A 23,948-nucleotide genomic window follows, 5' to 3' on the forward strand; every position below is an offset into this window, starting at 1 on the left:
TTAATTAGCAGCAACTGTTTCGGCCTTTGGCAAAGGATCTGCGTAATGTGCCAAGCCGTAATTTCTTCCCATCGCTTCTTCAGCATGTGATACATGCCATTCAAACTCATCTCTGAAATGACGAATTGCACTGGCAACAGGCCAGGCAGCCGCATCACCCAATGGGCAAATTGTATTTCCTTCTATTTTTTTCGCTACATCAACCAGTAAATCAAGATCACTTAATTTACCATGACCATATTCAAGCCGGTGAAGTACCTTTTCCATCCAACCCGTTCCCTCACGACAAGGAGAACACTGACCACAGCTTTCATGATGGTAAAACCGGGCGAAGTTCCAGGTATTTCTAACGATACACTGATCCTCATCAAAAACCACAAAACCGCCCGAACCCAACATGGTCCCGGAAGCAAATGCTCCTTCAGCTAATGATTCATAAGACATCAGTCTATTTTCACCAGTAGTTAGTTTCAAAATAAGATTAGCAGGAAGGATAGGTACAGAAGAACCTCCGGCTACCACAGCTTTTAGTCGTTTCCCATTAGCCATTCCGCCACAATACTCATCCGAATAAATAAACTCTTCTACAGGAACTCCCAGTTCAATTTCATAAACACCTGGGTTCTTAATGTTGCCAGAAGCAGATATAAGCTTTGTTCCCGTACTTCTTCCAATTCCCAACTTAGCATATTCATCAGCGCCATCATTAATTATAGGAACTACAGCAGCTATTGATTCTACATTATTGACTACAGTAGGGCAATTATACAAACCTGAAATAGCAGGGAACGGAGGTTTAATCCTTGGATTACCTCTTTTTCCTTCCAGGGATTCAATAAGGGCCGTTTCTTCACCACAAATATAGGCACCACCACCAGGTTGTACATATAATTCAAGATCATAACCCGTTCCCAATATATTCTTACCCAGGAAACCTTCAGCCTTTGCTTCAGCAATTGCTCGTTCAAGAATCCTTATCTGGGGCATCATTTCACCCCTTACATAGATATATGATGTTTTTGCACCTAGAGCATAACTCGCGACTATCATACCCTCGATTAACAGATGAGGAATATGGGTAATCAAATAACGGTCTTTAAATGTCCCTGGCTCCGATTCATCAGCATTGCACACCAGGTATCTTGGCTTTCCTTCCGGTTTGGCAAGAAAACTCCATTTCATCCCTGTAGGAAACCCTGCTCCTCCTCGTCCTCTTAAACCTGACTTTTTCACTTCTTCTACAACATCCTCAGTAGACATTGTTTTTAAAGCTTTTTCTACAGCACGATAACCACCATGTTTGCGATATACTTCAAAAGTGTTAATTCCAGGAACGTTTATATTTTCAAGTAATAATTTCCGTCCCATTATATTATTATTTGTGCCTTTTCAGCAGTTGTTAGACGTAACCGGTCAATCAGCTCATCAACCGATGCAGCCGTCAAATTCTCATAAAAGGTGTACTCAGGTGCAATTTGAAGCACAGGTCCCATACCGCATGCCGCAAGACACTCTACTCCCCTCCAGCTAAACAAGCCATCGGCTGTCACTTCTCCCTCTTTTACATTCAGCCTTTCTTCTATGTGTTTCATGATCGTTTCAGCACCAATAAGACAACAAGGTCCTGTACGGCAAACCTCCAGCATATACTTACCTGGAGGTTTAAGAAAAAACATACTATAAAAGGTAGCCACTTCATACACCTCGATAGGTTTAAGCTGTAAAAAATCGGCCACTTTATCCATCAATGGACTACTCACCCAACCGTATTCTGCCTGTACAAGATGAAGTATGGGCAATAACGCGGACTTTTGTCTATCTTCCGGATAGCGTAACAAAATCTCGTTGAACTTTACTAATAGCTCAGGAGTAAAAATAATTTCATCTGTTTCAGATATTTTAAGCATCTAGTTCTCCCGCAATTACATTTAAACTACTTAAATTAATTATAGCATCCGAAAGCAACATTCCACTGCTCATCGGAGCATACATCTGGTAATTTATAAAACTAGGTCTTCTGAAATGCAATCTATATGGAGTTCGTCCCCCATCATTTACCAGATAAAAACCAAGTTCGCCATTACCTCCTTCAACACAGTGATAAACTTCCGTTTTTGGACTATCAATCTCACCCATCACAATCTTAAAATGATAAATAAGGGCTTCCATGTTGTTATATACTTCTTCTTTTGGAGGAAGGTAAATATCAGGAACATCGGCATGAAATATACCTTTAGGCTCCTTTTCAATCTTTTCTAAAGCTTGTTCAATAATGCGGATACTCTGGTACATTTCTTCATTTCGAACCATGTACCGATCATATACATCACCTGTTTCCCCAACAGGAACATCAAAGTCAAAGTCTTCATAAGAAGAATATGGCTCATTAGCACGAACATCATAATCAACACCACATGCTCGTAAAATCGGGCCGGTCCAACTATAATCCAATGCAGTCTGTGCATCTACTGCAGCAACTCCAACCGTACGATCCATAAATATGCGACTCCTTGTAAAAAGAACCTCAAACTCTTTTAGAACAGGAACATAATTTTTGATAAACTTCTTAATTTTAGCAAAAGCGATATCATTAAAGTCGCGTTCAAATCCACCTATTCGTCCAATATTTGTAGTTAAGCGTGCCCCACAGATTTCCTCATAGATTTCATAAATGTGCTCACGCTGTTCCATTAAGTATAAGAATCCGGAGTAAGCTCCAGTATCTACTCCTAATATTCCGTTACAAACTAAATGATCCGATATCCGTGCCAGCTCCATCACAATTACACGCATGTAATCAACCCTTTTAGGGGTCTGAACACCTAGCAACTTCTCAACTGTCATATGCCATCCCATATTATTGATAGGGGAAGAACAGTAATTCATCCGGTCTGTTAATGGTGTGATCTGATAATAAGGCCTGTGCTCAGCTATTTTTTCAAATGCTCTGTGTATGTAGCCAATAGTAGAAACGCCACTTATAATACGCTCACCGTCCATTTCCAGAACGTTCTGGAACACCCCATGCGTAGACGGGTGAGTTGGACCAAGATTTAGCGTAGTCGTCTCTTTACGATCTAATGCGTGTGTTATAGTGGGTTCATTCATGTTTATCTTCCGAAGAAAAAGTCTTTTTTATCAACACGATTAGGATCTTCCAACGGAAATTCCTTTCTCATTGGAAAAGCGATCATGTCATCCATATTTAATATACGGCGCAGATCGGGATGCCCTTCAAAGTTTACCCCGTAAAAATCATATGTCTCACGTTCCATCCAATCCGCACCTTTCCATAAAACGAAGGCTGTTGGTATAGATGGATGTTCATCTTCCAGAAAAACCTTAATTCGGATACGTACGTTTTGCCTGAAATTATGCAAATGATAAATCACTCCTATAGGTAATTTTGCTTCTGGAAAATGTATCCCTGTTATATCAGTAAGAAAATTGAAACCAAGTTCCGTTTTCAGGAAAGTGAGCACATCAATGATCGTTTCTTTGTTCGTCTCAAAAGTTAGCAAACCTATTGGCTCACTGAATTCAAAAGCTTGGTCACCAAACCTAGCCGATATTTGTTCTATTAAAGCGGTGTTGCTTATCTTTTCCATTACTGAATACCGTATTTATTGAGTAACTCTTTATATTCAGCTGAGTTTCTGCGGCGCATCGGCTCATTACGTACCAAGTCTTGAAGCTTAAGTACACCACTTAATATAGCTTCTGGTCGGGGCGGACATCCTGGTACATATACATCTACCGGAATCACCTCATCTATTCCCTGGAGCACAGAGTAACTATCAAAAATTCCTCCACTTGTCGCACATGCGCCAACAGCAATAACCCAACGTGGTTCTGCCATTTGTATATAAACCTGTCTTAAAACAGGCGCCATTTTCTTCGCAATCGTTCCCATAACAAGCAACATGTCTGCCTGACGTGGAGAGAAAGAAGGCCTTTCTGATCCAAATCTTGCCAAATCATAATGTGCTCCCATGGTTGCCATAAATTCAATTCCGCAACAAGAAGTTGCAAAAGGCAATGGCCATAACGAATTAGCACGAGCTAAGCCGACCACTTTATCAAAAGAAGTTGCAAAAAAACCTGAACCTTCAATACCCGCAGGTGCTTCGGCTAATTTTATATCACTCATCTTATTTCTTTTGAATTAAAAAAACTCATTCCAATACGTTTGAAATGAGCCCAAATTTACAAATTTAGAATTGCATGTTACAACAGCTTGGTTATTTAGAAACATTCTAATCTCCCCATTCAATTGCTTTTTTCTTTATTATATAAATATATCCCAATAGCAAAGTAGCCATAAAAATAAACATCTCAATTAATCCATCTACACCAAATTCGCGAAAATTTACCGCCCATGGATACATAAAAATCACCTCAATGTCAAATAAAACAAATAGAATTGCTACTAGAAAATACTTAATAGAAACCGGAGTTCGCGCATTCCCTATAACTTCTATACCTGCTTCAAAAGGACTTAACTTATCTGCAGTCTTCCGTTTAGGCCCAATCAGATGCGTTATAGTCATTGTCAAGACCACAAAACCTAATGCAACAAGCATTTGAAACAAAATAGGTAAGTAATCTACCGGTACACTTTGAACTTCCATAGAATTAAATGTTTTTGCAAATATAAATAAAGAGCCTGTATTAGGCTCTTTATTTTATTTTAAGGTATTCAATACGCTTAATGCATATTCATTAGTTGGATCAAGTGCGACAGCCTTATTAAAAAGCTCTTTTGATTTAGCCTGATTTGTCTTCAAATAATAAGCTCCAAGGTTATTATAAGATTCAACCAAATTTTTCTTATTTCTTACATCTGTAAGACCATCCGGTTTAGCTAAAACTACTTCAATGTATTTTTCAAAATGAGGAACCATTAATCCTTTTGAATTTTGGTCATCATCCAATAATCTGTTTGTTCTTGCACGATACAAATACGCATCAGCAGTACTAGGCGATTTTTGAGAAACTAAACTAAATGCTGAGTCTGCTCTTACCAACGCTTCCTTACTCGTCTTTTGAACTGCAGGAGTTTTACTTGCATAGTCGAAGTAGTTTGCCATTCCCAAATAGAAGTAGTCAAACAAATAAGTTTTGGATGCTGCATTCTTAACAGCTAACTCATACAGATCTGCTGATAAACCGTATTTTCTTGCAGAAAATTCTGCTTTAGCCAATTCACTAATTGGTTCTGCGTAAGCAGAGTCAATCTCAACAGCCTTAGTTAAACTTACTACACCTGTAGAATCACCTGCTTTTAATTGTGCCTGACCCAAGTATAAATAATCCTGTGCAATGATACGCTTTGGATCAACCTTACTCATAAAATCTTTCATTGCCTGAACACTACCGGCAAAATTACCGTTTTCATACAATGAATAACCTAGATAACGATAGATCCTTGGATTAGCCTTATCTTGTTTAATCATCTGTTGAGCTTCTGCTTCAAGTGCTTTATACTCACCTGCTAAAACCAAAAAGTCAGCATACCTCATTCTGGATTCCAATGAACGGTCAGTTAAATCCAAATACTTAGTATAAAACTGCAACGCTTCTTTAATCCTCGCCGCATATTGTTGAGGTTCAGCTTTAGCCCACAAATAATAAGTTTCTGCTAACTCGCGATATGCTGGTGCATAGTTTGCATTGATAGCAAGAACGCTTTTGAACTTATCAGCAGATTCCTGAAATGCTTTAGATTGTTTAATCAACTTACCTTGTTCAATTTCTGCTCTTAAAAGAGTCTTATCCATATCAAAAGCAGTGCGATAAGCTCCAAAAGCCTCACTGTTTTTCTTATCGCCACGATAAGCGTCGCCCATCGCTAAAAAAACCTCAGCATCTTTTTCATTTATAGCCTTAGCCTTCTCTAAATTAGTTAATGCACTAGCATAATCAGGTACATCTGCATTGGTATAAGCTTTACCTATATACAAAAACGGACTGTTGTCCTTACGTTTAGCCAAAGAGATAGCCTTATCAAAATTAACTTTCGCAGCGGTAGGATTTTTGGCATCAAGATCTATTGTTCCCAGCCCCACATAGTTCAAAGCATACTCAGCATTTGAACTTACGCCCTTTGTAAAAGTCGTCTTTGCGGAATCAGTATAATCATCTTTCAAATATACATTTCCTAAATAAAAATAATTCTCGCCACTAGTGGGCTGAGTCGCTATTAGTTTTTTAAGAATAGTTTTAGCTTGTTGATACTGTTCCGCATCAATCGCCTTTTTCGCATCCCCTAAACTTTGCGCTAAAGCCGTTGTCCCCACAACTCCTAATAACAGACTCACTTGTATTGCTCTTCTTATAATATTCATAGTTTATCTATTCTTTATTTTTTCTAATTAATATTTCTCTGGTCGGAATACTATCAGGCATAAGCCCTGATTTCAAAACAACCCGCTGCCCAACTTCCCCAGCTAAAAAAGAAGCAAATCCTAAGCCAAGACCTCCTCCTGCCTGGCAGTTAATTATATAAACATTTCTGCTTAGCGGATATTGTTCTTGTGCAAGATTATCCTGGTTTGGGATATAATACTTATCTGACCCTGGCTTACCAGGTAAGTTTTTAACCCTCATCAACTTTAATTCTGCTACAATACCCTCTAATTCCACAGGAGGCTGTTTAATCCAATTGAAACCTATAACACCAATTGAACCCAAATTATTGTGTACATACTTAATTACTTCTTGATTTGAATTTAAAGCATAAACCCCTTTTTGAGGTAATTGTTTAACTTCAGCCAGCTCCATTAAATATCGTACCGTACTAGAGTTCGCATTATCAAACACCAATTGACGTCTCGAAGTTCTACCCTGCAATATATCAATAAGTTCCTGAACAGTAATCAATGTATCAGCGGTTGATTTATTTACTACCAGTGCTATTGCATCAATTGCAAAACGATTAACATGTATTAGTAACTTTCTGTTTTGAATTATTTTTGCTTCATCAGGCCTTAAATTTCGTGTCAAAATAGCAATACGAGCGCTATCTGCAAGAAAGTCTCTGATCACATTATTTTCAGTGTCATAGCTGGCTGATATTTTTGCCTGTTTATAGATATTTTCAAATACAACCAGTTCATCCTCGATGATAGGAGTTACACTCTCATCAACCAACATTTTGGTTGTTCCTGTTGTTTCCGTTTCAGTCTCCTTACCTTTACAGGATGTAAACACGATCCCTGTCAGCACAAATAAATAAAACCAATATTTCATATCTAATTAATCCCGCTTGGTTTGTAATACTCTCAACAATCTTAGGAAAGCGTATAGGATCAAAAAAGAACCTAAAGCAATCCGATATGTCTTATTAAGGGTTAATGGAATATCATCCCAAAAGATTAAAGCCAGTCCTAATGCCAAATAGAAAACAAACATGACTGACCCTAAAATGAACAAAAATCGCTTTTGGGGCGATTTTTGCTGATTTTCATTATTAAACATTTATTGTCCCTCCAGATTCAGCATGATCGGTAATGTATACTGAACACGAACTGGTCTTCCATTTTGAATACCGGGCTTCCATCTGGGGGCCTTTTTCAAGAGCCTTACCGCTTCTTCACCTGTACCCATTCCAAGATCTCTCAGAACTTTAATATCAGTTAAACTACCATCTTTTTCAACAACGAAGCTCATGGTAATACGGCCTGAAACACCTTGCTCTCTGGCAGCAGCAGGATAAACATAATTTTTTCCTACATAACCATAGAACTTAGGCATACCACCCGGAAATTCCGGCATTTGCTCAATACTAGCAAAATCATATACCGCATTATCTTCTACAACCGCTGCTTTTGTCGGAGGAGCAGTACCAACTGGTTCATCAATTCTGATTTCTGCATTTGGATCTCCTGCTAAGGTCTTCTGACCTGGATCAGCGACTTTTAATTCCTCAACCGTAGGTGGTTCTTCATCTCTAACCTTATCAGCAGGAACTACTACTGGTGGCGGGAAACGAACCTGATCTACTCTAGGCTTCGGTGGTTCCGCAGCAGGAGGGGGAGGTGGTGCTTGCTCATCTACTGGCGGTGGTGGTGTTAAAACAACCTCAGTCTGAATGACCTTGTCGCTTTCACTCTCAGGAACAATCCCTTTTAAGAATTTGGCAATAAGAGGCGCTGACATAACAAGTATAAAAAGCACTGCTCCTATAACCATCGCCTTGTTCGTGGTCTTGTTATTATCTTTCCTTAGCTGATAAGCCCCATAAGCCTGGTTCCTATCAGTAAAGATAACATCTATCCACTCACGGTTAAAAATATCTAATTTTGCCATTTTAAATTTGTTTCATCCCAATATGGAACCTATCCATCTGGGCTATTTTAATAAATCTTATCACGCTTTAAGAGATCTACCTCTGGAGCGCTGATGTCTACAATCGCGTACTGCTTGGTATTCGTGATTTTCATTTCATCCAAAATATCTACCAAATTTTTGTAATTTGATTTATCACTTGGTTTAATAATGATAATCATATCTTTTCCGGTAGCTGCTTTAATATCTTTGGCTTTACCGATAATCGTTTTACGAATACCATTCTTGCCAAAATTCTCTACTGTTGGAGGTGTTAATGAATTTCCAGCGATACCAATAAACCATTCTATCCGGTTTGCGTTACCTAACAAAACAGTCATTGTACGTGTATCCGCTACATCTAACTGCTCATTCGGATTCACATCATCCTTATCTGGCATTGCCAGGTCCATTGCCTGTGGCTTTGCAAGAGTAGTTGTTAGCATAAAGAAGGTAATCAATAAGAACATTAAATCCACCATAGGTGTCATATCTACCCGTGTTGACTGTTTCTTACTTCTTACTTTACCACCCTTATGATTACCCCCGCCGCCGCTATCTAATTCTGCCATGTTATTTTACGTTTGTAATTGTTAGTCCTGAGCTTCCATTGAAGTAATCAAGCTAAACTTGTTTACCTTTTGTTTTTGTAAAATATTAATTACCCTTTTGATTGTTGGATACTCTTCATCTGAATCACCCTTAATGGAAACACGCATTTGCTTGTCGTTTAATTCTTTTGTAGCAATACGGGACTGATAAATCCATTCATGCAATTGTGAAGCTGCTCCATTTACAGAATCAATAGGGATTCCCGTTTGAAGCCCTGGTTTATTCCTTTCCTCACTCTTCAAATCAATGACCTGACCTAACTGACTAATCGGAACTCCAAACCCTTCCATCAAGGAAAATCTTTTTATTTGTGCTGGTGTAAATGGAACCTTGTAACGTTCTGACATTTTCTGTAACACCCGCTCACGGATCATAGTCCCTTTAACTCCAAAGAATACTTTGCCACCTCCAATTGTTATCGTAGCAATGTCCACTTCTGGAACTTTAATTTTTACTGTTGATGAAGGAGTATCAACGATAAGGGCTTCTGGTTGACGAGCTGTTGCTGTTAAAATAAAAAATGTTAACAACAGGGAAGCCATATCACACATTGCCGTCATATCAATTGCGGTACTCTTTCTTGGTACTTTTACTCTAGGCATCGTTCTACTTTATATGATTCCTTAATCTCTTTACCTATTGATGAAAATATTTCGGATATTCCATAAGACCATCCGAAATATTTTTATCAATTATTATTTATGTGTACTTGCGTAAGTCTGAACAATTGAGAAACCTGCTTCATCAATTGAATAAGTCAACTTATCGATTTTCGATGTGAAGATATTGTACATGATGATCGCTACTGTTGATACCGAAATACCGGTTGCAGTATTAATAAGCGCTTCAGAAATACCATTTGCTAATGCTGCCTGATCCGGAGCACCTGCTGTAGCTAAGGCAGCAAACGACTTGATCATACCTGTTACTGTTCCTAACAAACCTACCAATGTACCTGTAGATACCAGGGTAGCAATGATTGTTAAGTTTTGTTCCAACATTGGCATTTCTAAAGAAGTAGCTTCTTCAATATCCTTCTGGATTGCTAATGAAGCTTGCTCAATATCCATTGTCTGGTCTGTTTCCACTTCTTTGTACTTTCTCAAACCTGATTTAATCACGTTTGCAACAGATCCTTTTTGTTTGTCACATTCAGCAATCGCTGTGTCAATGCTTCCAGCTGATAATAAAGACTGAATCTTTCTAACAAAATGTTCTACACTGCCTGATCCAGCAGCTTTCGAAATTACGATAAACCGCTCAATTGAAAATACGATTACCATTAAAAACATACCAAAAAGCATTGGTACAATAACTCCTCCTTTGTAAATCATACCGAAAAAGTTTCCGGGTAGTGGGTGACCTAATTCTGGATCTCCTCCGTCAAAATTTGATGGATGTCCCATAACGAACTTCCAAATAAGGATTCCAATAACGATACAGATAACGATTGTTAGACTTGCAAAAATGCTTGAACCAGAGCTTTCTTTCTTCGCAGTTGTTGGTTTTGGTGCGGTTGCCATTCTTCTTGAAATTTAGTTTTTAGTGTTAATTAAAATATAATAGTTACGATTTATTGAAAATTATGATAACAAAAATAGAAGTTTTAAAACTAATAAAATGTGATTCTAATTACATTTAAAATTAAATCACCCCTATAGCATTATTTACTGAACTGACATTGTTTAATTAATCCGTCTTTATTTTTAACAATATTATACAATAAAAACGATTTTTTTCTAAAATTACAAATTAGTGATGCTAAATGAACTAAAAAATCACACTTAAGCTCATATTTGCATTATCCACCTGATTTTTTCACTCTATAACCCTCAGATTTTAAATAATCTAAGATTTTATCACGAAAATCGCCCTGTACAATAATTTCTCCATTTTTTGCAGCCCCACCGGCACCACATTTGGTTTTTAACTTCTTTCCTAATATTTCAAGGTCAGTAACCGTTCCTTTAAAACCAGTTATTAATGTAACAGCTTTCCCATTTCTTTGCTTTTTGTCAAGCTGAACCCGTAAATCCTGTTGCCCCGCACCTAAAGTTATTGCTTCAGGTGTAACTTCATAGTCATACTCGAAACTTGGATCCGTCGAATAAACCACTCCGTTAATGTTGTTTTTTTTTGACATTATTGCTAATATAAAACACAAAGAGACAAAGGGTTCACATTAATCAAGATTTCCTTCCCTAGATTTATTGCTTCCCCATCAATATGAACCATTGCATTATTATCAGACTGTATACGTATAGTTTTCCCTTTTATTATTTCGACATACCTCGATTTTTCAGAAGTTTTCGCAAACATTCGCAAACCCATTGAAACAAAGAGATATAGAGGAAAAGGTTTTATCACACAAATATCCAGAAGTCCGTCGTCAAGCAGTGCCTTCGGCGCAATATGCGCATTATTTCCATACTGACTGGAATTAGCAATACTTATCATAAAGGCATCCCGTATATATTCTTTCCCATCTATGTCTATTCTATACCGGTCTGGCTTATAATTGATCACTTCGGAAAAAGCAGTTTTAACGTATCCCGAAAAGCCCCTACCCTTTAATGAAGCAAACTTATGACTAATATAGGCATCAAAACCCAAACCAGCCATATTAAAAAATTTGTATTCATTTAAACAGGCCGAATCTATTAAACGGGTATTCCATTTATTTAATTGCAACACTGCCTTTTTTTTATTCAGTGGAATACCTAACGAACGGGCAAGGCCATTACCCGAACCACACGGAATGATCCCCATAATGGTCTTACTTCCCAAAATCGCAGAAGCAACCTCATTTATAGTTCCATCTCCACCCACTGCCACAACCACCTCAACACCTTTATCAACCGCTTCAAGCGTCATTTCAAAGGCATGTTTTGGTCGGTTTGTATAAGCGAATTCAGCTGTATAAAGACGATTATCAAGGTATTTTTTTACTAAAAAAGGGAAGTCAAGCTTGTTTTTGCCTCCCGATATTGGATTTATGATAAATAGTATATTCTTTTTCAACCAGTTATGCCTCTTATATTCTTGGGCTAAATTAGGTTTTAATTTCTCATAATATAAAAAATCTTATAAATTTGCAGCGCTAAGTGGACTGATTTGCTTTGTTCCGAAAAGGAATGAGATTGCAACCACGTAAAAAAATCGCTAATACCTGTTTATTTACTTCTTCGCGCAATCTTAGCTGCATGCCTTCCGTTTTAGCTTATCTTATTTCTAAAACTATTTAATATGCCCTATTTATTTACGTCCGAATCAGTTTCTGAAGGTCATCCTGATAAAGTGGCCGATCAGATATCCGATGCATTAATTGATAACTTTCTAGCCTGGGATGCCGAATCTAAAGTTGCCTGCGAAACATTGGTAACAACCGGACAGGTAATACTTGCCGGAGAAGTAAAATCAACAGTTTACCTTGACGTTCAAAAAATCACCCGTGATGTAATCCGAAAAATCGGCTATACCAAGTCTGAATATATGTTTGAAGCAAATTCATGTGGCATATTATCTGCCATCCATGAACAATCAGCCGATATCAATCAGGGAGTAGACCGACAGGAAAAGCAACAGCAAGGTGCAGGAGACCAGGGAATGATGTTTGGTTATGCCACAAGTGAGACCACTAATTACATGCCCTTAGCATTAGATTTAGCCCATAAACTCCTTGTTGAACTCGCTGTTTTACGTCGCGAAAACAAAGACATTTCCTACCTGCGCCCTGACGCAAAATCACAGGTTACTATCGAATATAGCGATGATCATCGCCCTATCCGTATTGAAGCCATCGTAATTTCCACTCAACATGATGACTTTGCTCCTGAAAAGGAAATGCAGGACAAGATCAAAGAAGATGTGATCACTATCCTTATTCCAAGAATAAAGGCTCAACTTCCTGCAAATTTGCAACAACTGTTTAACGGAGAAATAAAATACCACGTTAACCCTACCGGCAAGTTTGTAATCGGTGGTCCGCATGGCGACACCGGCTTAACTGGTCGTAAGATCATTGTGGATACTTATGGAGGAAAAGGTGCTCACGGTGGTGGTGCATTTTCAGGTAAAGATCCTTCTAAAGTTGACCGTTCAGCAGCCTATGCAACACGTCATATTGCCAAAAACCTCGTAGCAGCAGGTGTTTGTAATGAAATTCTGGTACAGGTTTCTTATGCTATTGGCGTTAAAGACCCTATGGGGATCTATGTGAACACCTACAATACCGCTAAAGTAAACCTGACAGACGGTGAAATTGCTGAGAAAATCACCGCGCTTTTCGATATGACTCCTTATGGAATTGAAACCCGCCTAAAACTCCGCAACCCGATTTATTCTGAAACAGCTGCTTACGGACATATGGGAAGAGAAAATGAAATCGTAACTAAGGTTTTCGAAGGTGCCAATGGCGAAAAGAAAACCATAGAGGTAGAACTTTTCACCTGGGAAAAATTAGATTACCAGGATCAGGTGAAAGCTGCTTTTGGCCTTTAAGGTGAACTCGAAAAACTATTTTTAAATAAAAGGGGCTGTAATTACAGCCCCTTTTTTAGTACTTTGCACCATGATAAATGAAGACACTAATCCATGGAAAGTCTTATCTCAGAATGAAGTTTACACCAACCCATGGATAAATGTAACCGAATATAAGGTACTTAACCCCTCCGGTGGGAATGGTATTTACGGAAAAGTGCATTTCAAAAACTTCGCATTAGGTATTATCGCCCTGGATGAGGACCTTCATATCTGGCTTGTTGGTCAGTTTCGCTTTGCCCTGAATCAATACAGCTGGGAAATCCCAGAAGGTGGTGGGCCATTAGGCATCAACCCGCTTGAATCTGCCAAAAGAGAATTGCTGGAAGAAACCGGATTAACCGCATCAAACTGGACCGAATTGCAGCATATTCATCTTTCCAATTCAGTATCTGACGAATTCGGAATCATCTATCTGGCACGCGGACTTCAACTAGGCCAGGCAGAGCCCGAAGAAACCGAAGAACTTCAACTCAAACGCGTGCCATTTGAACAAGCCTATCAGATGGTGCTCGACAATAGAATCACCGATTCCATGAGCATAGCCGCTATTTTGAAAGTGAAGATCTTATTGTTAGAAAATAAACTAGCATGAAAGTAAAAAAGCTCCTCGGCTATATCCTGTCTCCGATTCATTACCTGATGTTTGGCTTATTCCTCGTCATCTTTCACCCCATCCAGTGGTTAAGTCTTAAATTCGGGGGGTATGCCGGACATAAACTTTCCGTTGATATCATGAACTTCTTTTTAGTCGCTACCTATTATATAGTAGGATGCCGGGTACAGTTTAAAAACGAATACGATCTGCCCATAGGAAGACCTCTGATTTTTGTGGCCAACCATCAAAGCATGTACGACGTATCTCCCCTGATCTGGTTCTTACGAAGATATCACGTTAAATTTGTTTCCAAAATTGAACTCACCAAAGGAATTCCAAGTATTTCTTTCAATCTTAAATATGGTGGTGCAGCAAACATCGACCGCAAAGATCCCAAACAATCCATTGCCGAAATATTGAAACTTGCCAAACGGATGAAGGAAAACAATTGGTCCGCAGGCATCTTCCCTGAAGGGACACGCTCTAAAGATGGCTGCATGAAACCTTTTATACTTGGCGGAGTGACTACGATCCTTAAAAGGGCACCCAACGCACTTGTCGTACCCATTGCCATTGAGAATTCCTGGAAGTTAACCCGGTACGGTAAGTACCCACTCAGCTTTGGTGAACACATGAAACTTACAGTACTCAAACCCGTTGATGCCGCCGGACTCTCTCCAGATGAAGTGATTCTGCAAGCTGAAAAACAGATCAGAGAATTTATAGCTTAAATATTCCGATCCTGGATCTTATTAAAAAACGCCTCCCGGTAAGTATCCCCTATCGGAATAATTTTATCCCCAATTTGAATCCTTCCCCTTTCAATGCTCTCAATCTTATCAATAGCCACAATGTAAGATTTATGAACCCTTGCAAAAATCGCACAAGGCAACACCTCTTCCATTTTCTTCATATACTGCAGCGTAATAATCCGTTCTGAAGCCGTAAAAATGGAGATATAGTCTTTTAACCCTTCAATATATAGGATATCATTGATATAAATTTTCTGAATCCGGTGTTCAGTTTTCACAAATATAAAATCGGGTACCCCATTGTTCTGCTTTTCAGGGACCAAGACTGCCGGTGCCAGCAAACTCTGTTGCTGCTGCACCTTTACTACAGCCTTATAAAAACGATCAAAGGCAATCGGTTTTAAGAGGTAATCGGCAACATCCAATTCATAACCATCCAGTGCATATTGCGAATAAGCCGTCGTCAAAATCACCTTACACTTACCCTTTATAATATTTAAAAACTGGATCCCGGTAAGCTCAGGCATCTGCACATCCAGAAAGATAAGGTCGATATCCTCTTCCTGCGCCAAAGCTAGTGCCTCAAATGCGCTGGTCGTCGCTTTAACTAATTTCAAATCTGGAACCTTAGCGATATAATCAACTAATATATCAAGAGCCAAAGGTTCATCATCAACTACGAGGCAGCGTATCATATTATAAATGTAAGGCTAATTTGCAATAGTAGGTAGAAATCGTCTCATCTATCAGCAGTTCATAACGGCCTTCGTACAACAATTCCAATCGTCGTTTCACGTTACTTAATCCAATCCCTCCTGTATTATCTTTATTCTGAGCGCTTTTCAAATTCCATACCTCGAAAATCATCAAATTATGCTGCACCTGCAGATCAATTTTAACCGGATGATCTGCATCGGATACAATTCCATGTTTGAAAGCATTTTCAACAAAAGCGATCAATATCAGCGGGATGATCTGTATCTGATCCTCCACAGCCTTGATCCCAAAATCAACAAAAGCCCCATTTTTAAACCGCAGCGTCTGTAGTTCAATATAGTTCTTTAAATACCTGATCTCCCGGTGCAACGGCACTTTGGGCTCATTACTATCTTCCAGCATATACCGCATAATTTCAGATAGTTTCAATATAGCTTCAGGGGTTTTTTCGGATTGCTGATAAGCCAGGGAGTAAATATTATTTAAGGAATTGAATAAAAAATGCGGGTTAATTTGCGAGCGGAGAAAGGCAAGTTCCGTACTGAGTTTTTCATTCTCCAGACTCTTCCTGATCTTTTCATTCAGGAACCAGTCCACCGTAAACTTATAAGCCGTACTTAAAAAGACAAAAAATGTCCCTGTAATGGTGGCTATAAAAAGGTATTCCCAAAAATTAACATAGTAATCCTGGTTATGTCCCTGAACTAAAATAATTTCACTGAAGATACTAGCGATGGCATATTTAACACATGCAGAAAAAAGGACAAGCAAAATAATGCTAAGTGTACATCCCAGATACCTTCGGCTATTTAAATAGTTGGGTAAAATATAGAGGTAATTGATGTAGAAAATCGCAATATTGACCAGGCCAAAATATAAAAAGATTACGATGGAGTCTTTTACTGCACCGTTTCTACTCGACACATAAATAAACAACAACAAGATGGCTATCCATATGAAGACATGAAGGAATGCTGTTCGCAACTTATTCATCAGCCTAAAGTAGCTATAAACAAATTAAATATCAGAAAGCATTATACCAACAGGATAGGTTTGTCTTCTAATGCACCAAATTTAGCAGCAACTCCGCATGGTGCGCTTTATAAAGCAGCAAAGAAATCATCAATGAGAAATATTATCAAGGAGTAGTATACTTATAACCCGATTAAGGTAAGATTACCCTTGATGCTAGCGTGATGCTACAGTGAGGCCACGTTGAGGCCACGTTTTTGCAGTAAAAGGTGGCCTCACTGTGGCCTCACCGTGGCGTCACTGTGGCCTCACCCATAATCTGATGACTAGTTACTATTAGGTTGTTCCCTTTTAGAATAGGGTTAGGCTAATCAGTAGTTAACACTAATCTTCTTTCATCGCCCCCTTTTTTATTCCAAGCACCCCTTCCAGCTTAAAAAAAGGACAAAAAAAAAGGCCGTTCCCACTGAATGGAAACGACCTTCGAACAACTAGTTATTTAAAAAGGATCAAAAAGAACTCAATAATGCCTTAAATCCTTTGTTGAATCTACTTTTCTAAAAGCTCAAAACACTCTTTTGCAATTTCCAATTCTTCATTGGTTGGAACGATCAGCACCTTAACTCTTGAATCAGGAAGATTTACTTCTCTCAATCCCTTTGCACGTTTATGATTTTTTTCTGTATCCAGTTTAATGCCGGTAAAATCCATACCCGCACATACTGCTTCCCTCAAATAATCATCATTTTCGCCTACTCCTGCAGTAAATATGATGGCATCAAGACCATTCATTGCTACAGCATAAGATCCGATATACTTCTTGATCCGGTATGCGTACATATCGTAAGCAAGTTTAGCCTTCTCATCTCCAGCATCAATCGCTTTCAGAATGTCGCGCATATCACTGAAACCGGTTAGTCCCAGCATACCACTTTGTTTGTTGAACAAATTATCAACCTGAGCAATATCATATCCCAATTGAGAAACTAGGAAGAACACTACAGAAGGGTCGATATTTCCACAACGGGTGCCCATAATCAAGCCGTCCAACGGACCTAAGCCCATACTGGTATCCACACAAACGCCAGCATCAACAGCCGCCATACTGCAGCCATTTCCGAGGTGAATGGTTATAATTTTGGCATCAGGTTTTTCAAGGTAAGCAATAGCTTGTTCGCTTACATATTTATGACTGGTACCATGGAATCCATATACACGCACACCATAATCAGTATAGAAAGATTCAGGAATAGCATATCGGAATGCCTTTTCGGGCATAGTGGCATGGAATGCAGTATCAAAAACAACTACATGAGTTGCTTTTGAAAAAATCTTCTGTGCTACATTGATACCCACATAATGACCAGGGTTATGAAGAGGAGCTAAAATAGCCAGTCTCTTAATTTCTTCCTTTACTTCCGGAGTAACAATAGTTGTTTGAACGAAAGACTCACCACCATGAACAATACGGTGACCTACAGCTTCAATTTCTTCCGGATTTTGAATTACACCAATGCCAGGCTCAGTAAGCAATGCGCCTACTTGTTGCATACCTGCATCATGATCTGGTAAATCTAACACACGTTTGATAACCTGTTCGCCAGCTGAAGTATACACCTTATGCGTAATAATGGAATTCTCGAGACCAATACGCTCAACCAATCCACTACAGATAGGTTCTTCAGAAGGCCATTTAAATAATTGGTATTTTATGGAACTGCTACCACAGTTAACAACAAATATATTCATGTGTCTATCTTATTAAAATTAATTCTGCTGACTTTGAATAGCTGTAATAATTACAGTATTAAATATGTCATCAACAGTACAACCACGACTTAAATCATTAACGGGTTTATTTAAACCCTGAAGCATTGGTCCGATTGCCAAGGCACCGGTTTCTCTTTGAACTGCTTTATAGGTATTGTTACCTGTATTTAAATCAGGGAAAATCAACACACTTGCTTGTCCGGCTACTTCAGAATCAGGCATTTTTTGTTTACCAACGATAGGGTCAACAGCAGCGTCATATTGAATAGGTCCTTCAATTTTCAAATCAGGACGTTTTTGTTTCACGATTTCAGTAGCACGACGAACCTTTTCTACGTCTTCACCTTCGCCGGATGTTCCTGATGAGTAAGAAAGCATAGCGATACGTGGTTCGATACCAAAACGGATACTACTTTCTGCAGAAGAGATCGCAATTTCAGCCAATTGTTCGGCAGTTGGGTTTGGATTAACCGCACAGTCTCCAAAAACAGATACGCGATCAGGAAGACACATAAAGAATACGGAAGATACCACTGAAGTACCTGGTTTAGTTTTGACAAACTGTAAAGCCGGTCTGATCGTATGAGAAGTAGTATGCACCGCTCCGGAAACCATACCATCGGCATGTCCCTTATAAACCATCATGGTTCCAAAGTAAGAAACATCGGTCATTAAGTCGCGAGCCATGCTCATGTTTACATTCTTTGTTTTCCTTAACTCATACAAGGTTGACACATAATCTTCAAAGTACTCAGATTTAACAGGGTCAATAATTTTAACCTTATTAAAGTCAAGATCCAATCCCAGTCTTTTAACAGATGCTGCGATAACTTCCGGATCACCAAGGATAGTTAAGTTCACAATTCCCTGGTTAATTAAGCGGGTAGCGGCCTTCAGGATCCGGTCATCCTGACCTTCTGGCAATACAATATTTTTGATGGTCCGCTTAGCCCATTGACCCAATTGATATTGGAACATATGAGGAGTGATACCTTCTGATGTAAAAGTGACGATCTTTTCTTCCAGAGACTTAATGTTCATGTACTTACTGAACGTATCGATGGCCAGTTGAATTTTATTCACATTATCGGTAGTAATTTTTGGCTTGATGCCATCAATTTGGGTGATTGTTTGGAAAGTACCTGTTTTAACCGCAATGATCGGGAAAATGGTTTGAGAACCACCAAGTAACCTTAAAATTGGTTGTTCCGGAATTAAACCACCTGTTAACACAATACCTGCAATTTTAGGATAGTTGGTAGACAGATTGGCCTGCATGGCTCCAAGGATAATGTCACCACGATCACCAGGAGTTACAATCAGTACGTTTTCTTTAATATGGTTTAGGAAGTTAGGAACGTTCATCGCTCCAGTAACGAAGTTATCAACCTGATTAGCCAGCTGACCTTCGCCAAAGAGTAATTTACCACCTAAGTTTTCGTAAATTTCTTTCATGGAAGGACTTTCTAACCCCCTATCATCAGGAATAATAGCTAATAAGATTCCTGATGGAAGCTGAGCCGTAAGCAGCTCTTGAATATCATGAACCTGATCGGCTATTGTGCGGTTAGCTACAACAGCTAATACTTGTATTTCTCTGGCTTCAAAATTACGAAGCATGGTGAGAACAGAATTCACAACCTGTGCAGTTGTTTTATTTGCACCTGTAACGACTATGATAACCGGAGAACCTAAGTTCTTAGCGATAGAAATATTTGCTTCAAATTCGAAAGCGGCACCTTCACCTATAAAGTCACTACCCTCAATTACATTGAAATCATATTTGGCTTCCAGTTGTTTGAACTTACTGATTACTAAATCCATCATCTGACCCTGACCTTCGCCTTCAATTTGGCGCATTGCTTCCTGACGGGTAACAGCGTATGTTTCTTCGTAATTGATCTGAAGTCCAAAATGCTCGATAATAGTTTGAACGTTTACATCCTTTTGTTCGGTAGGATCAAAGTTCACAATGGGTTTAAAATAACCAACACGCTGGGTTTTACCCAAAAGCATATTAACAAGACCCAATGCGACAACAGATTTACCGCTGTAGGGCTCTGCAGTGGCAATAAAAATATTCTTGGTCATGATTTTTTGATTGAAATAGTGTACGAAGGTATAATTAAAGCATTTTATATAGAGTGACTGCGATCACATTCTTGATTAATCGTCAACATAACACCTATTTTTTTCCATTTATTCCTTAAAAATAGGACAAATTTTTTAACTCTTATAATTTGTGACACGGTAATGCAAAAGGAATAAGCTGCTACATGAGATGATACTTAGAAAGCAAAACCTGCTGCATATATACAAGGTGTACCTATTCAAGTCATAACATACTAATACCCTGTTAAAACATTAAATGTTTAACATCATATTTTTCAATAAGGCGCGTCATTCCACAGGCTTTTAAACCGCTTTACATTTGTTCACACAAAAATTCACAACACCCATAAATAATACATAATGAAAAAGGCAAACATCACACCATTAAGAAACAGGTATCAAACTTTTATGATCCTCTTCTTATCTACGATTTGTGCAATAAGTTTCACTCCACAAGCAGGAGCACAAACTTTCAAAGCAGTAGCCGGATCTGAAATTAAAGTATTAGGATCTTCGAATATTCATGACTGGACCATGGAAGCGACAAGTTTTACGGGGGATGCACAATTAGTTTTCAAAGCAGGCAACCTGCAAGATGTTAGTTCATTCAGTTTTACGCTTCCTGTTAAAAATCTAAAAGGGAAAGAGGGCTTACTAAATACCAGAGCTCACAAAGCATTGAAAGCAGACAAGTTTACCACCATTACTTTTAAACTGAGTACTGCCACCGTAACTCCACTAACAACAAACCAATATACAATTAAGGCTACCGGAGCATTAACAATTTCTGGCGTAACGAAAACGGTCACCCTACAGGCAAAAGGAATTGAGAACACAGATGGTACAGTAACTGTATCAGGTTCAAGAAAAATTAAAATGAGCGAGTTTGAGGTAGAGCCACCATCTTTTATGCTGGGCGCATTAAAAGTAACTGACGACGTAACTGTTAACTTCAGTCTAAAATTAAAGAAATAAACCTAAATTATAATACATATTACACACCAAATAACACCAAAACAATGAAAATTAGTTTACTTACAATCGCAAAAAATACCGCATATGCTCTGTTGATTATGAGCCCGGCATTAGTGAATGCTCAGTCATCCAGAGATTGGACAAACATGAGAGGTTATGATCAAAGTGGCATCAATGTATTTGAAACACCTAAAGATACAGCAACAACATTTGATGGTCTTGACGTACGTTTCGGCGCAGGATTTACTCAATCATTCCAGAATTTAAAGCATGAAAATAGCTTGAACAATCTGTATAAAATGAGCCCCGGTTTTAATACCGCCAATGCCAACTTATTTATGGATGTACAATTAGCTGATGGTATCCGTTTAAACTTAACCAGTTACCTTTCTTCTCGTCACCATAATGAAACATGGGTAAAAGGTGGTTTTATCCAATTTGATAAACTTCCGTTCAAAGGACAGATCTGGGAAGATATCATGAAGTTTACAACAATCAAAATTGGTCACACTGAAATTAACTACGGTGATCAGCATTTCCGCAGATCAGATGGTGGACAGACTTTATACAATCCATTTGTTGAAAACTACATCATGGATGCATTCTCAACTGAAATTGGTGGAGAAGTATACGTAAGACAAGGTGCAGCTTTCGCGATGTTGGGGGTAACTAATGGCTTGATCAAGGGAAACATTGATAGTGTTACTATAGGAAAAGATCCGGTAACAGGAGCTATAGACGACAATTTGCGCAAATCACCATCTATATTCGGAAAGATTGGATTTGACAAACAAGTGGATGAAAATCTTAGGATCCGTGTTGCAGGTTCATTCTACCATAACAGCAGTGCAGGAAACAATGGTAACACCTTATATGGTGGTGACCGTACCGGTTCTAATTACTTTATGGTAATGGAGCAAGCAAGCACAACTGTAAATGGAGTAATAACACCTCTAGCTGGCGTTACATATTCTGCAAATGCATTTTCAGGACGTTACAACCCTGGCTTCACTAAGAAAATTGACGCTTTCCAATTAAACGGATTTGTTAAGACTTATGGTTTGGAAGTTTTCGGAACATTTGAAGTAGCTAAGGGAAGATCTAAAACTGAAGCAGATAGCCGCAATGCACAACAAATAGCTATTGAAGGTGTATACCGATTTGGAAGCAGCGAAAATCTATTCGTTGGAGCTCGTTACAATACAGTTAAATCTGATGCGCTTTCAGGAATAGCTGCAAACTCAATCGTAACGAATGATACTAAGATTGATCGTACATCTTTCTCAGCTGGTTGGTTCTTAACTAAAAACATCCTTTTAAAGGGTGAATATACTACTCAGAAATACAAGGATTTCGCTGCAACTGATTACAGAAATGGCGGTAAATTCGATGGTTATGTAATCCAGGCTGTTGTTGGATTCTAAATTATAATAATCTGTTTTTATTTTCAAGGTCAGGCTGAGTCATATTCAGCCTGACTTTTTATTATAATTGCAGGGCATTCAGACAAAAGAGAACCGCTATGAAACGATTGTTTATTTTCTACATCACGCTTTCCTCTCTTTTGCTGTATAGTTTTACTGGCTATAAATTAACAGAAAGTCCCCCTGTAAGCACAAAATGGGTTGTATTAAATGGAGGATCGCTTCGGGTGAAAGGAAGCACAAATGTCAACACCTTCGCATGTGAGATTACAGGATATAGCAGACCCGATACAATCAACGTGTATAGAAAGATTGCAGGAAGAGAGGGGATTCCGTTAAAAGGCAGGTTAGGATTGAATGTTAAACTATTTGACTGTCACCATGCAATGATGACCGCTGATTTGCGCAAAACATTAAAAGCGAAAGAGTACCCACAATTAAAAATCAGTTTTGTCAGTCTGGCTAAACTCCCTTCCTTAAGCACACAAGAAAGCAAAATAAAAGGAATTGTTGATATTGAACTTGCTGGTCGGGCCAAAAGGTTCGATATTAATTACACGTTTAAGCTGGACAACCAAGGGAACATCAGGCTACTAGGAGAGCAGGATGTAAACTTCTCTGATTTTGATTTGAAACCGCCCAGAAAGCTAGGTGGAATGATTCAGACAGGTAATAAATTAAGTGTCGAGTTTCAGCTTACCATGAAGATTTTAAGAAACTAGGGATTAATACGGGACAGAATTACACCGGCAATTATGGCCTGTACAATTCCATAAAACAACCAGCTGAGCACCATTACTACAGTGATATCCATTGTGCTGAAGGTGATCCACATCACAGGGAGCAAGGCAACCATTCCATATACGAGTCCAAACTCCACTCCTCTTATAATTGATCCACCCTTAAACAGAGGTTTAAAACGTTCCCAGAACCAGGATAAAGCCATACTGATAATAAAGGCGTGCATGTAAAACAATACGTCTCTGCTTCCATCGGAATTAAAGAGGGGATTATTATAATCGACAAAAAGGGCAGGGAAAAACATGATGCTCAGAAAAAGTCCACCATAGCTGATCACAAATAATATAACCCCTACGATTAATCCGGATTTAATAACTCTTTTCATTAGGTTTTAGTTTGTTCTATATA

General features: G+C 38.6%; 25 protein-coding genes. 6 read left to right on the plus strand and 19 right to left on the minus strand.

The window, feature by feature from the left end; genetic code table 11:
• The 14 genes from nuoF to BFL47_RS10075 form a co-directional block, all read right to left on the minus strand.
• The gene (nuoF, locus tag BFL47_RS10005) at nt 1–1,368 is read right to left on the minus strand and encodes an NADH-quinone oxidoreductase subunit NuoF (RefSeq protein WP_069659652.1); all 1,368 of its coding nucleotides are present in this window, start codon (nt 1,366–1,368) and stop codon (nt 1–3) included.
• Nucleotides 1,368–1,907, minus strand: a complete 540-nt coding sequence (locus tag BFL47_RS10010; protein ID WP_069659653.1) for an NADH-quinone oxidoreductase subunit NuoE family protein — start codon at nt 1,905–1,907, stop codon at nt 1,368–1,370. The genes nuoF and BFL47_RS10010 overlap by 1 nt, the downstream gene beginning before the upstream one ends.
• A complete protein-coding gene (locus tag BFL47_RS10015) occupies nt 1,900–3,108 on the minus strand; it encodes an NADH-quinone oxidoreductase subunit D (protein WP_069659654.1) in 1,209 nt (402 codons plus the stop codon). Before BFL47_RS10015 ends, BFL47_RS10010 begins: the two co-directional genes overlap by 8 nt.
• Before the next feature lie 2 nt (nt 3,109–3,110).
• Nucleotides 3,111–3,608, minus strand: coding sequence for an NADH-quinone oxidoreductase subunit C (locus BFL47_RS10020; protein WP_069659655.1), 498 nt, complete (start codon nt 3,606–3,608; stop codon nt 3,111–3,113).
• Nucleotides 3,608–4,150, minus strand: coding sequence for an NADH-quinone oxidoreductase subunit B (locus tag BFL47_RS10025; protein WP_069659656.1), 543 nt, complete (start codon nt 4,148–4,150; stop codon nt 3,608–3,610). The genes BFL47_RS10020 and BFL47_RS10025 overlap by 1 nt, the downstream gene beginning before the upstream one ends.
• Before the next feature lie 106 nt (nt 4,151–4,256).
• The gene (locus BFL47_RS10030; RefSeq protein ID WP_069659657.1) at nt 4,257–4,631 is read right to left on the minus strand and encodes an NADH-quinone oxidoreductase subunit A; all 375 of its coding nucleotides are present in this window, start codon (nt 4,629–4,631) and stop codon (nt 4,257–4,259) included.
• 54 nt (nt 4,632–4,685) lie between these two features.
• Entirely contained in the window at nt 4,686–6,347 is a 1,662-nt protein-coding gene (locus tag BFL47_RS10035; RefSeq protein WP_069659658.1) for a tetratricopeptide repeat protein, read from the minus strand.
• 7 nt (nt 6,348–6,354) lie between these two features.
• Entirely contained in the window at nt 6,355–7,251 is an 897-nt protein-coding gene (locus BFL47_RS10040; protein WP_069659659.1) for a PstS family phosphate ABC transporter substrate-binding protein, read from the minus strand.
• A 228-nt stretch (nt 7,252–7,479) separates the two neighbouring features.
• Entirely contained in the window at nt 7,480–8,310 is an 831-nt protein-coding gene (locus tag BFL47_RS10050) for an energy transducer TonB (protein ID WP_069659661.1), read from the minus strand.
• A gap of 47 nt (nt 8,311–8,357) precedes the next feature.
• A complete protein-coding gene (locus tag BFL47_RS10055) occupies nt 8,358–8,900 on the minus strand; it encodes an ExbD/TolR family protein (RefSeq protein ID WP_069659662.1) in 543 nt (180 codons plus the stop codon).
• 21 nt (nt 8,901–8,921) lie between these two features.
• Nucleotides 8,922–9,542 carry a biopolymer transporter ExbD gene (locus tag BFL47_RS10060; protein WP_069659663.1) on the minus strand — a complete coding sequence of 207 codons (621 nt, stop codon included), beginning with the start codon at nt 9,540–9,542 and terminating at the stop codon, nt 8,922–8,924.
• A gap of 93 nt (nt 9,543–9,635) precedes the next feature.
• Nucleotides 9,636–10,463 (minus strand): MotA/TolQ/ExbB proton channel family protein, encoded by an 828-nt coding sequence (locus tag BFL47_RS10065; protein ID WP_069659664.1) that lies wholly within the window; start codon nt 10,461–10,463, stop codon nt 9,636–9,638.
• 278 nt (nt 10,464–10,741) lie between these two features.
• A complete protein-coding gene (locus BFL47_RS10070) occupies nt 10,742–11,083 on the minus strand; it encodes a translation initiation factor (RefSeq protein ID WP_069659665.1) in 342 nt (113 codons plus the stop codon).
• A gap of 5 nt (nt 11,084–11,088) precedes the next feature.
• On the minus strand, nt 11,089–11,961 hold the full coding sequence (locus tag BFL47_RS10075) for a diacylglycerol/lipid kinase family protein (protein ID WP_069659666.1): 873 nt from the start codon (nt 11,959–11,961) through the stop codon (nt 11,089–11,091).
• 225 nt (nt 11,962–12,186) lie between these two features.
• Here BFL47_RS10075 and metK point away from each other — a divergent pair, with 225 nt between their 5' ends.
• From metK to BFL47_RS10090, 3 genes are all read left to right on the plus strand, one after another.
• Nucleotides 12,187–13,440 carry a methionine adenosyltransferase gene (gene metK / locus BFL47_RS10080; protein WP_069659667.1) on the plus strand — a complete coding sequence of 418 codons (1,254 nt, stop codon included), beginning with the start codon at nt 12,187–12,189 and terminating at the stop codon, nt 13,438–13,440.
• 70 nt (nt 13,441–13,510) lie between these two features.
• On the plus strand, nt 13,511–14,074 hold the full coding sequence (locus BFL47_RS10085) for an NUDIX domain-containing protein (RefSeq protein ID WP_069659668.1): 564 nt from the start codon (nt 13,511–13,513) through the stop codon (nt 14,072–14,074).
• Nucleotides 14,071–14,808 carry a lysophospholipid acyltransferase family protein gene (locus BFL47_RS10090; protein WP_069659669.1) on the plus strand — a complete coding sequence of 246 codons (738 nt, stop codon included), beginning with the start codon at nt 14,071–14,073 and terminating at the stop codon, nt 14,806–14,808. Before BFL47_RS10085 ends, BFL47_RS10090 begins: the two co-directional genes overlap by 4 nt.
• Here the strand turns inward: BFL47_RS10090 and BFL47_RS10095 are convergent.
• The 4 genes from BFL47_RS10095 to pta form a co-directional block, all read right to left on the minus strand.
• On the minus strand, nt 14,805–15,524 hold the full coding sequence (locus BFL47_RS10095) for a LytR/AlgR family response regulator transcription factor (protein WP_069659670.1): 720 nt from the start codon (nt 15,522–15,524) through the stop codon (nt 14,805–14,807). The genes BFL47_RS10090 and BFL47_RS10095 overlap by 4 nt on opposite strands.
• Before the next feature lies 1 nt (nt 15,525).
• Entirely contained in the window at nt 15,526–16,539 is a 1,014-nt protein-coding gene (locus tag BFL47_RS10100; protein WP_069659671.1) for a sensor histidine kinase, read from the minus strand.
• A gap of 528 nt (nt 16,540–17,067) precedes the next feature.
• Complete coding sequence (locus tag BFL47_RS10105; RefSeq protein ID WP_069659672.1) at nt 17,068–18,267, minus strand: acetate/propionate family kinase; 1,200 nt, start codon at nt 18,265–18,267, stop codon at nt 17,068–17,070.
• A gap of 18 nt (nt 18,268–18,285) precedes the next feature.
• A complete protein-coding gene (pta, locus tag BFL47_RS10110; protein ID WP_069659673.1) occupies nt 18,286–20,379 on the minus strand; it encodes a phosphate acetyltransferase in 2,094 nt (697 codons plus the stop codon).
• Between the two features lie 381 nt (nt 20,380–20,760).
• On the opposite strand from pta, the gene BFL47_RS10115 reads away from it, so the two are divergent.
• From BFL47_RS10115 to BFL47_RS10125, 3 genes are all read left to right on the plus strand, one after another.
• On the plus strand, nt 20,761–21,375 hold the full coding sequence (locus BFL47_RS10115; RefSeq protein WP_069659674.1) for a YceI family protein: 615 nt from the start codon (nt 20,761–20,763) through the stop codon (nt 21,373–21,375).
• Between the two features lie 44 nt (nt 21,376–21,419).
• The gene (locus BFL47_RS10120) at nt 21,420–22,799 is read left to right on the plus strand and encodes a hypothetical protein (RefSeq protein WP_069659675.1); all 1,380 of its coding nucleotides are present in this window, start codon (nt 21,420–21,422) and stop codon (nt 22,797–22,799) included.
• 98 nt (nt 22,800–22,897) lie between these two features.
• Nucleotides 22,898–23,521: a YceI family protein gene (locus BFL47_RS10125; protein ID WP_069659676.1), complete on the plus strand. Its 624-nt coding sequence runs from the start codon at nt 22,898–22,900 to the stop codon at nt 23,519–23,521.
• On the opposite strand, the gene BFL47_RS10130 is transcribed toward BFL47_RS10125, so the two are convergent.
• On the minus strand, nt 23,518–23,925 hold the full coding sequence (locus BFL47_RS10130) for a hypothetical protein (RefSeq protein ID WP_069659677.1): 408 nt from the start codon (nt 23,923–23,925) through the stop codon (nt 23,518–23,520). The genes BFL47_RS10125 and BFL47_RS10130 overlap by 4 nt on opposite strands.
• Nucleotides 23,926–23,948 lie beyond the last annotated feature (23 nt).

Origin of the sequence: Arcticibacter eurypsychrophilus, assembly GCF_001730525.1 — a bacterium.
Classification (GTDB): Bacteria; Bacteroidota; Bacteroidia; order Sphingobacteriales; family Sphingobacteriaceae; genus Arcticibacter; species Arcticibacter eurypsychrophilus.

Bases quoted from the DNA above. Each gene is read 5' to 3' on its own strand.
- BFL47_RS10030 (WP_069659657.1), bottom strand. From the start codon at position 4,631: ATGGAAGTTCAAAGTGTACCGGTAGATTACTTACCTATTTTGTTTCAA.
- BFL47_RS10070 (WP_069659665.1), bottom strand. From the start codon at position 11,083: ATGTCAAAAAAAAACAACATTAACGGAGTGGTTTATTCGACGGATCCA.
- BFL47_RS10035 (WP_069659658.1), bottom strand. From the start codon at position 6,347: ATGAATATTATAAGAAGAGCAATACAAGTGAGTCTGTTATTAGGAGTT.
- BFL47_RS10055 (WP_069659662.1), bottom strand. From the start codon at position 8,900: ATGGCAGAATTAGATAGCGGCGGCGGGGGTAATCATAAGGGTGGTAAA.
- BFL47_RS10040 (WP_069659659.1), bottom strand. From the start codon at position 7,251: ATGAAATATTGGTTTTATTTATTTGTGCTGACAGGGATCGTGTTTACA.
- BFL47_RS10100 (WP_069659671.1), bottom strand. From the start codon at position 16,539: ATGAATAAGTTGCGAACAGCATTCCTTCATGTCTTCATATGGATAGCC.
- BFL47_RS10090 (WP_069659669.1), top strand. From the start codon at position 14,071: ATGAAAGTAAAAAAGCTCCTCGGCTATATCCTGTCTCCGATTCATTAC.
- BFL47_RS10105 (WP_069659672.1), bottom strand. From the start codon at position 18,267: ATGAATATATTTGTTGTTAACTGTGGTAGCAGTTCCATAAAATACCAA.
- BFL47_RS10015 (WP_069659654.1), bottom strand. From the start codon at position 3,108: ATGAATGAACCCACTATAACACACGCATTAGATCGTAAAGAGACGACT.
- metK (WP_069659667.1), top strand. From the start codon at position 12,187: ATGCCCTATTTATTTACGTCCGAATCAGTTTCTGAAGGTCATCCTGAT.
- BFL47_RS10085 (WP_069659668.1), top strand. From the start codon at position 13,511: ATGATAAATGAAGACACTAATCCATGGAAAGTCTTATCTCAGAATGAA.
- BFL47_RS10130 (WP_069659677.1), bottom strand. From the start codon at position 23,925: ATGAAAAGAGTTATTAAATCCGGATTAATCGTAGGGGTTATATTATTT.
- BFL47_RS10060 (WP_069659663.1), bottom strand. From the start codon at position 9,542: ATGCCTAGAGTAAAAGTACCAAGAAAGAGTACCGCAATTGATATGACG.
- BFL47_RS10125 (WP_069659676.1), top strand. From the start codon at position 22,898: ATGAAACGATTGTTTATTTTCTACATCACGCTTTCCTCTCTTTTGCTG.
- BFL47_RS10115 (WP_069659674.1), top strand. From the start codon at position 20,761: ATGAAAAAGGCAAACATCACACCATTAAGAAACAGGTATCAAACTTTT.
- pta (WP_069659673.1), bottom strand. From the start codon at position 20,379: ATGACCAAGAATATTTTTATTGCCACTGCAGAGCCCTACAGCGGTAAA.
- BFL47_RS10050 (WP_069659661.1), bottom strand. From the start codon at position 8,310: ATGGCAAAATTAGATATTTTTAACCGTGAGTGGATAGATGTTATCTTT.
- BFL47_RS10010 (WP_069659653.1), bottom strand. From the start codon at position 1,907: ATGCTTAAAATATCTGAAACAGATGAAATTATTTTTACTCCTGAGCTA.
- BFL47_RS10065 (WP_069659664.1), bottom strand. From the start codon at position 10,463: ATGGCAACCGCACCAAAACCAACAACTGCGAAGAAAGAAAGCTCTGGT.
- BFL47_RS10025 (WP_069659656.1), bottom strand. From the start codon at position 4,150: ATGAGTGATATAAAATTAGCCGAAGCACCTGCGGGTATTGAAGGTTCA.
- nuoF (WP_069659652.1), bottom strand. From the start codon at position 1,368: ATGGGACGGAAATTATTACTTGAAAATATAAACGTTCCTGGAATTAAC.
- BFL47_RS10120 (WP_069659675.1), top strand. From the start codon at position 21,420: ATGAAAATTAGTTTACTTACAATCGCAAAAAATACCGCATATGCTCTG.
- BFL47_RS10095 (WP_069659670.1), bottom strand. From the start codon at position 15,524: ATGATACGCTGCCTCGTAGTTGATGATGAACCTTTGGCTCTTGATATA.
- BFL47_RS10020 (WP_069659655.1), bottom strand. From the start codon at position 3,608: ATGGAAAAGATAAGCAACACCGCTTTAATAGAACAAATATCGGCTAGG.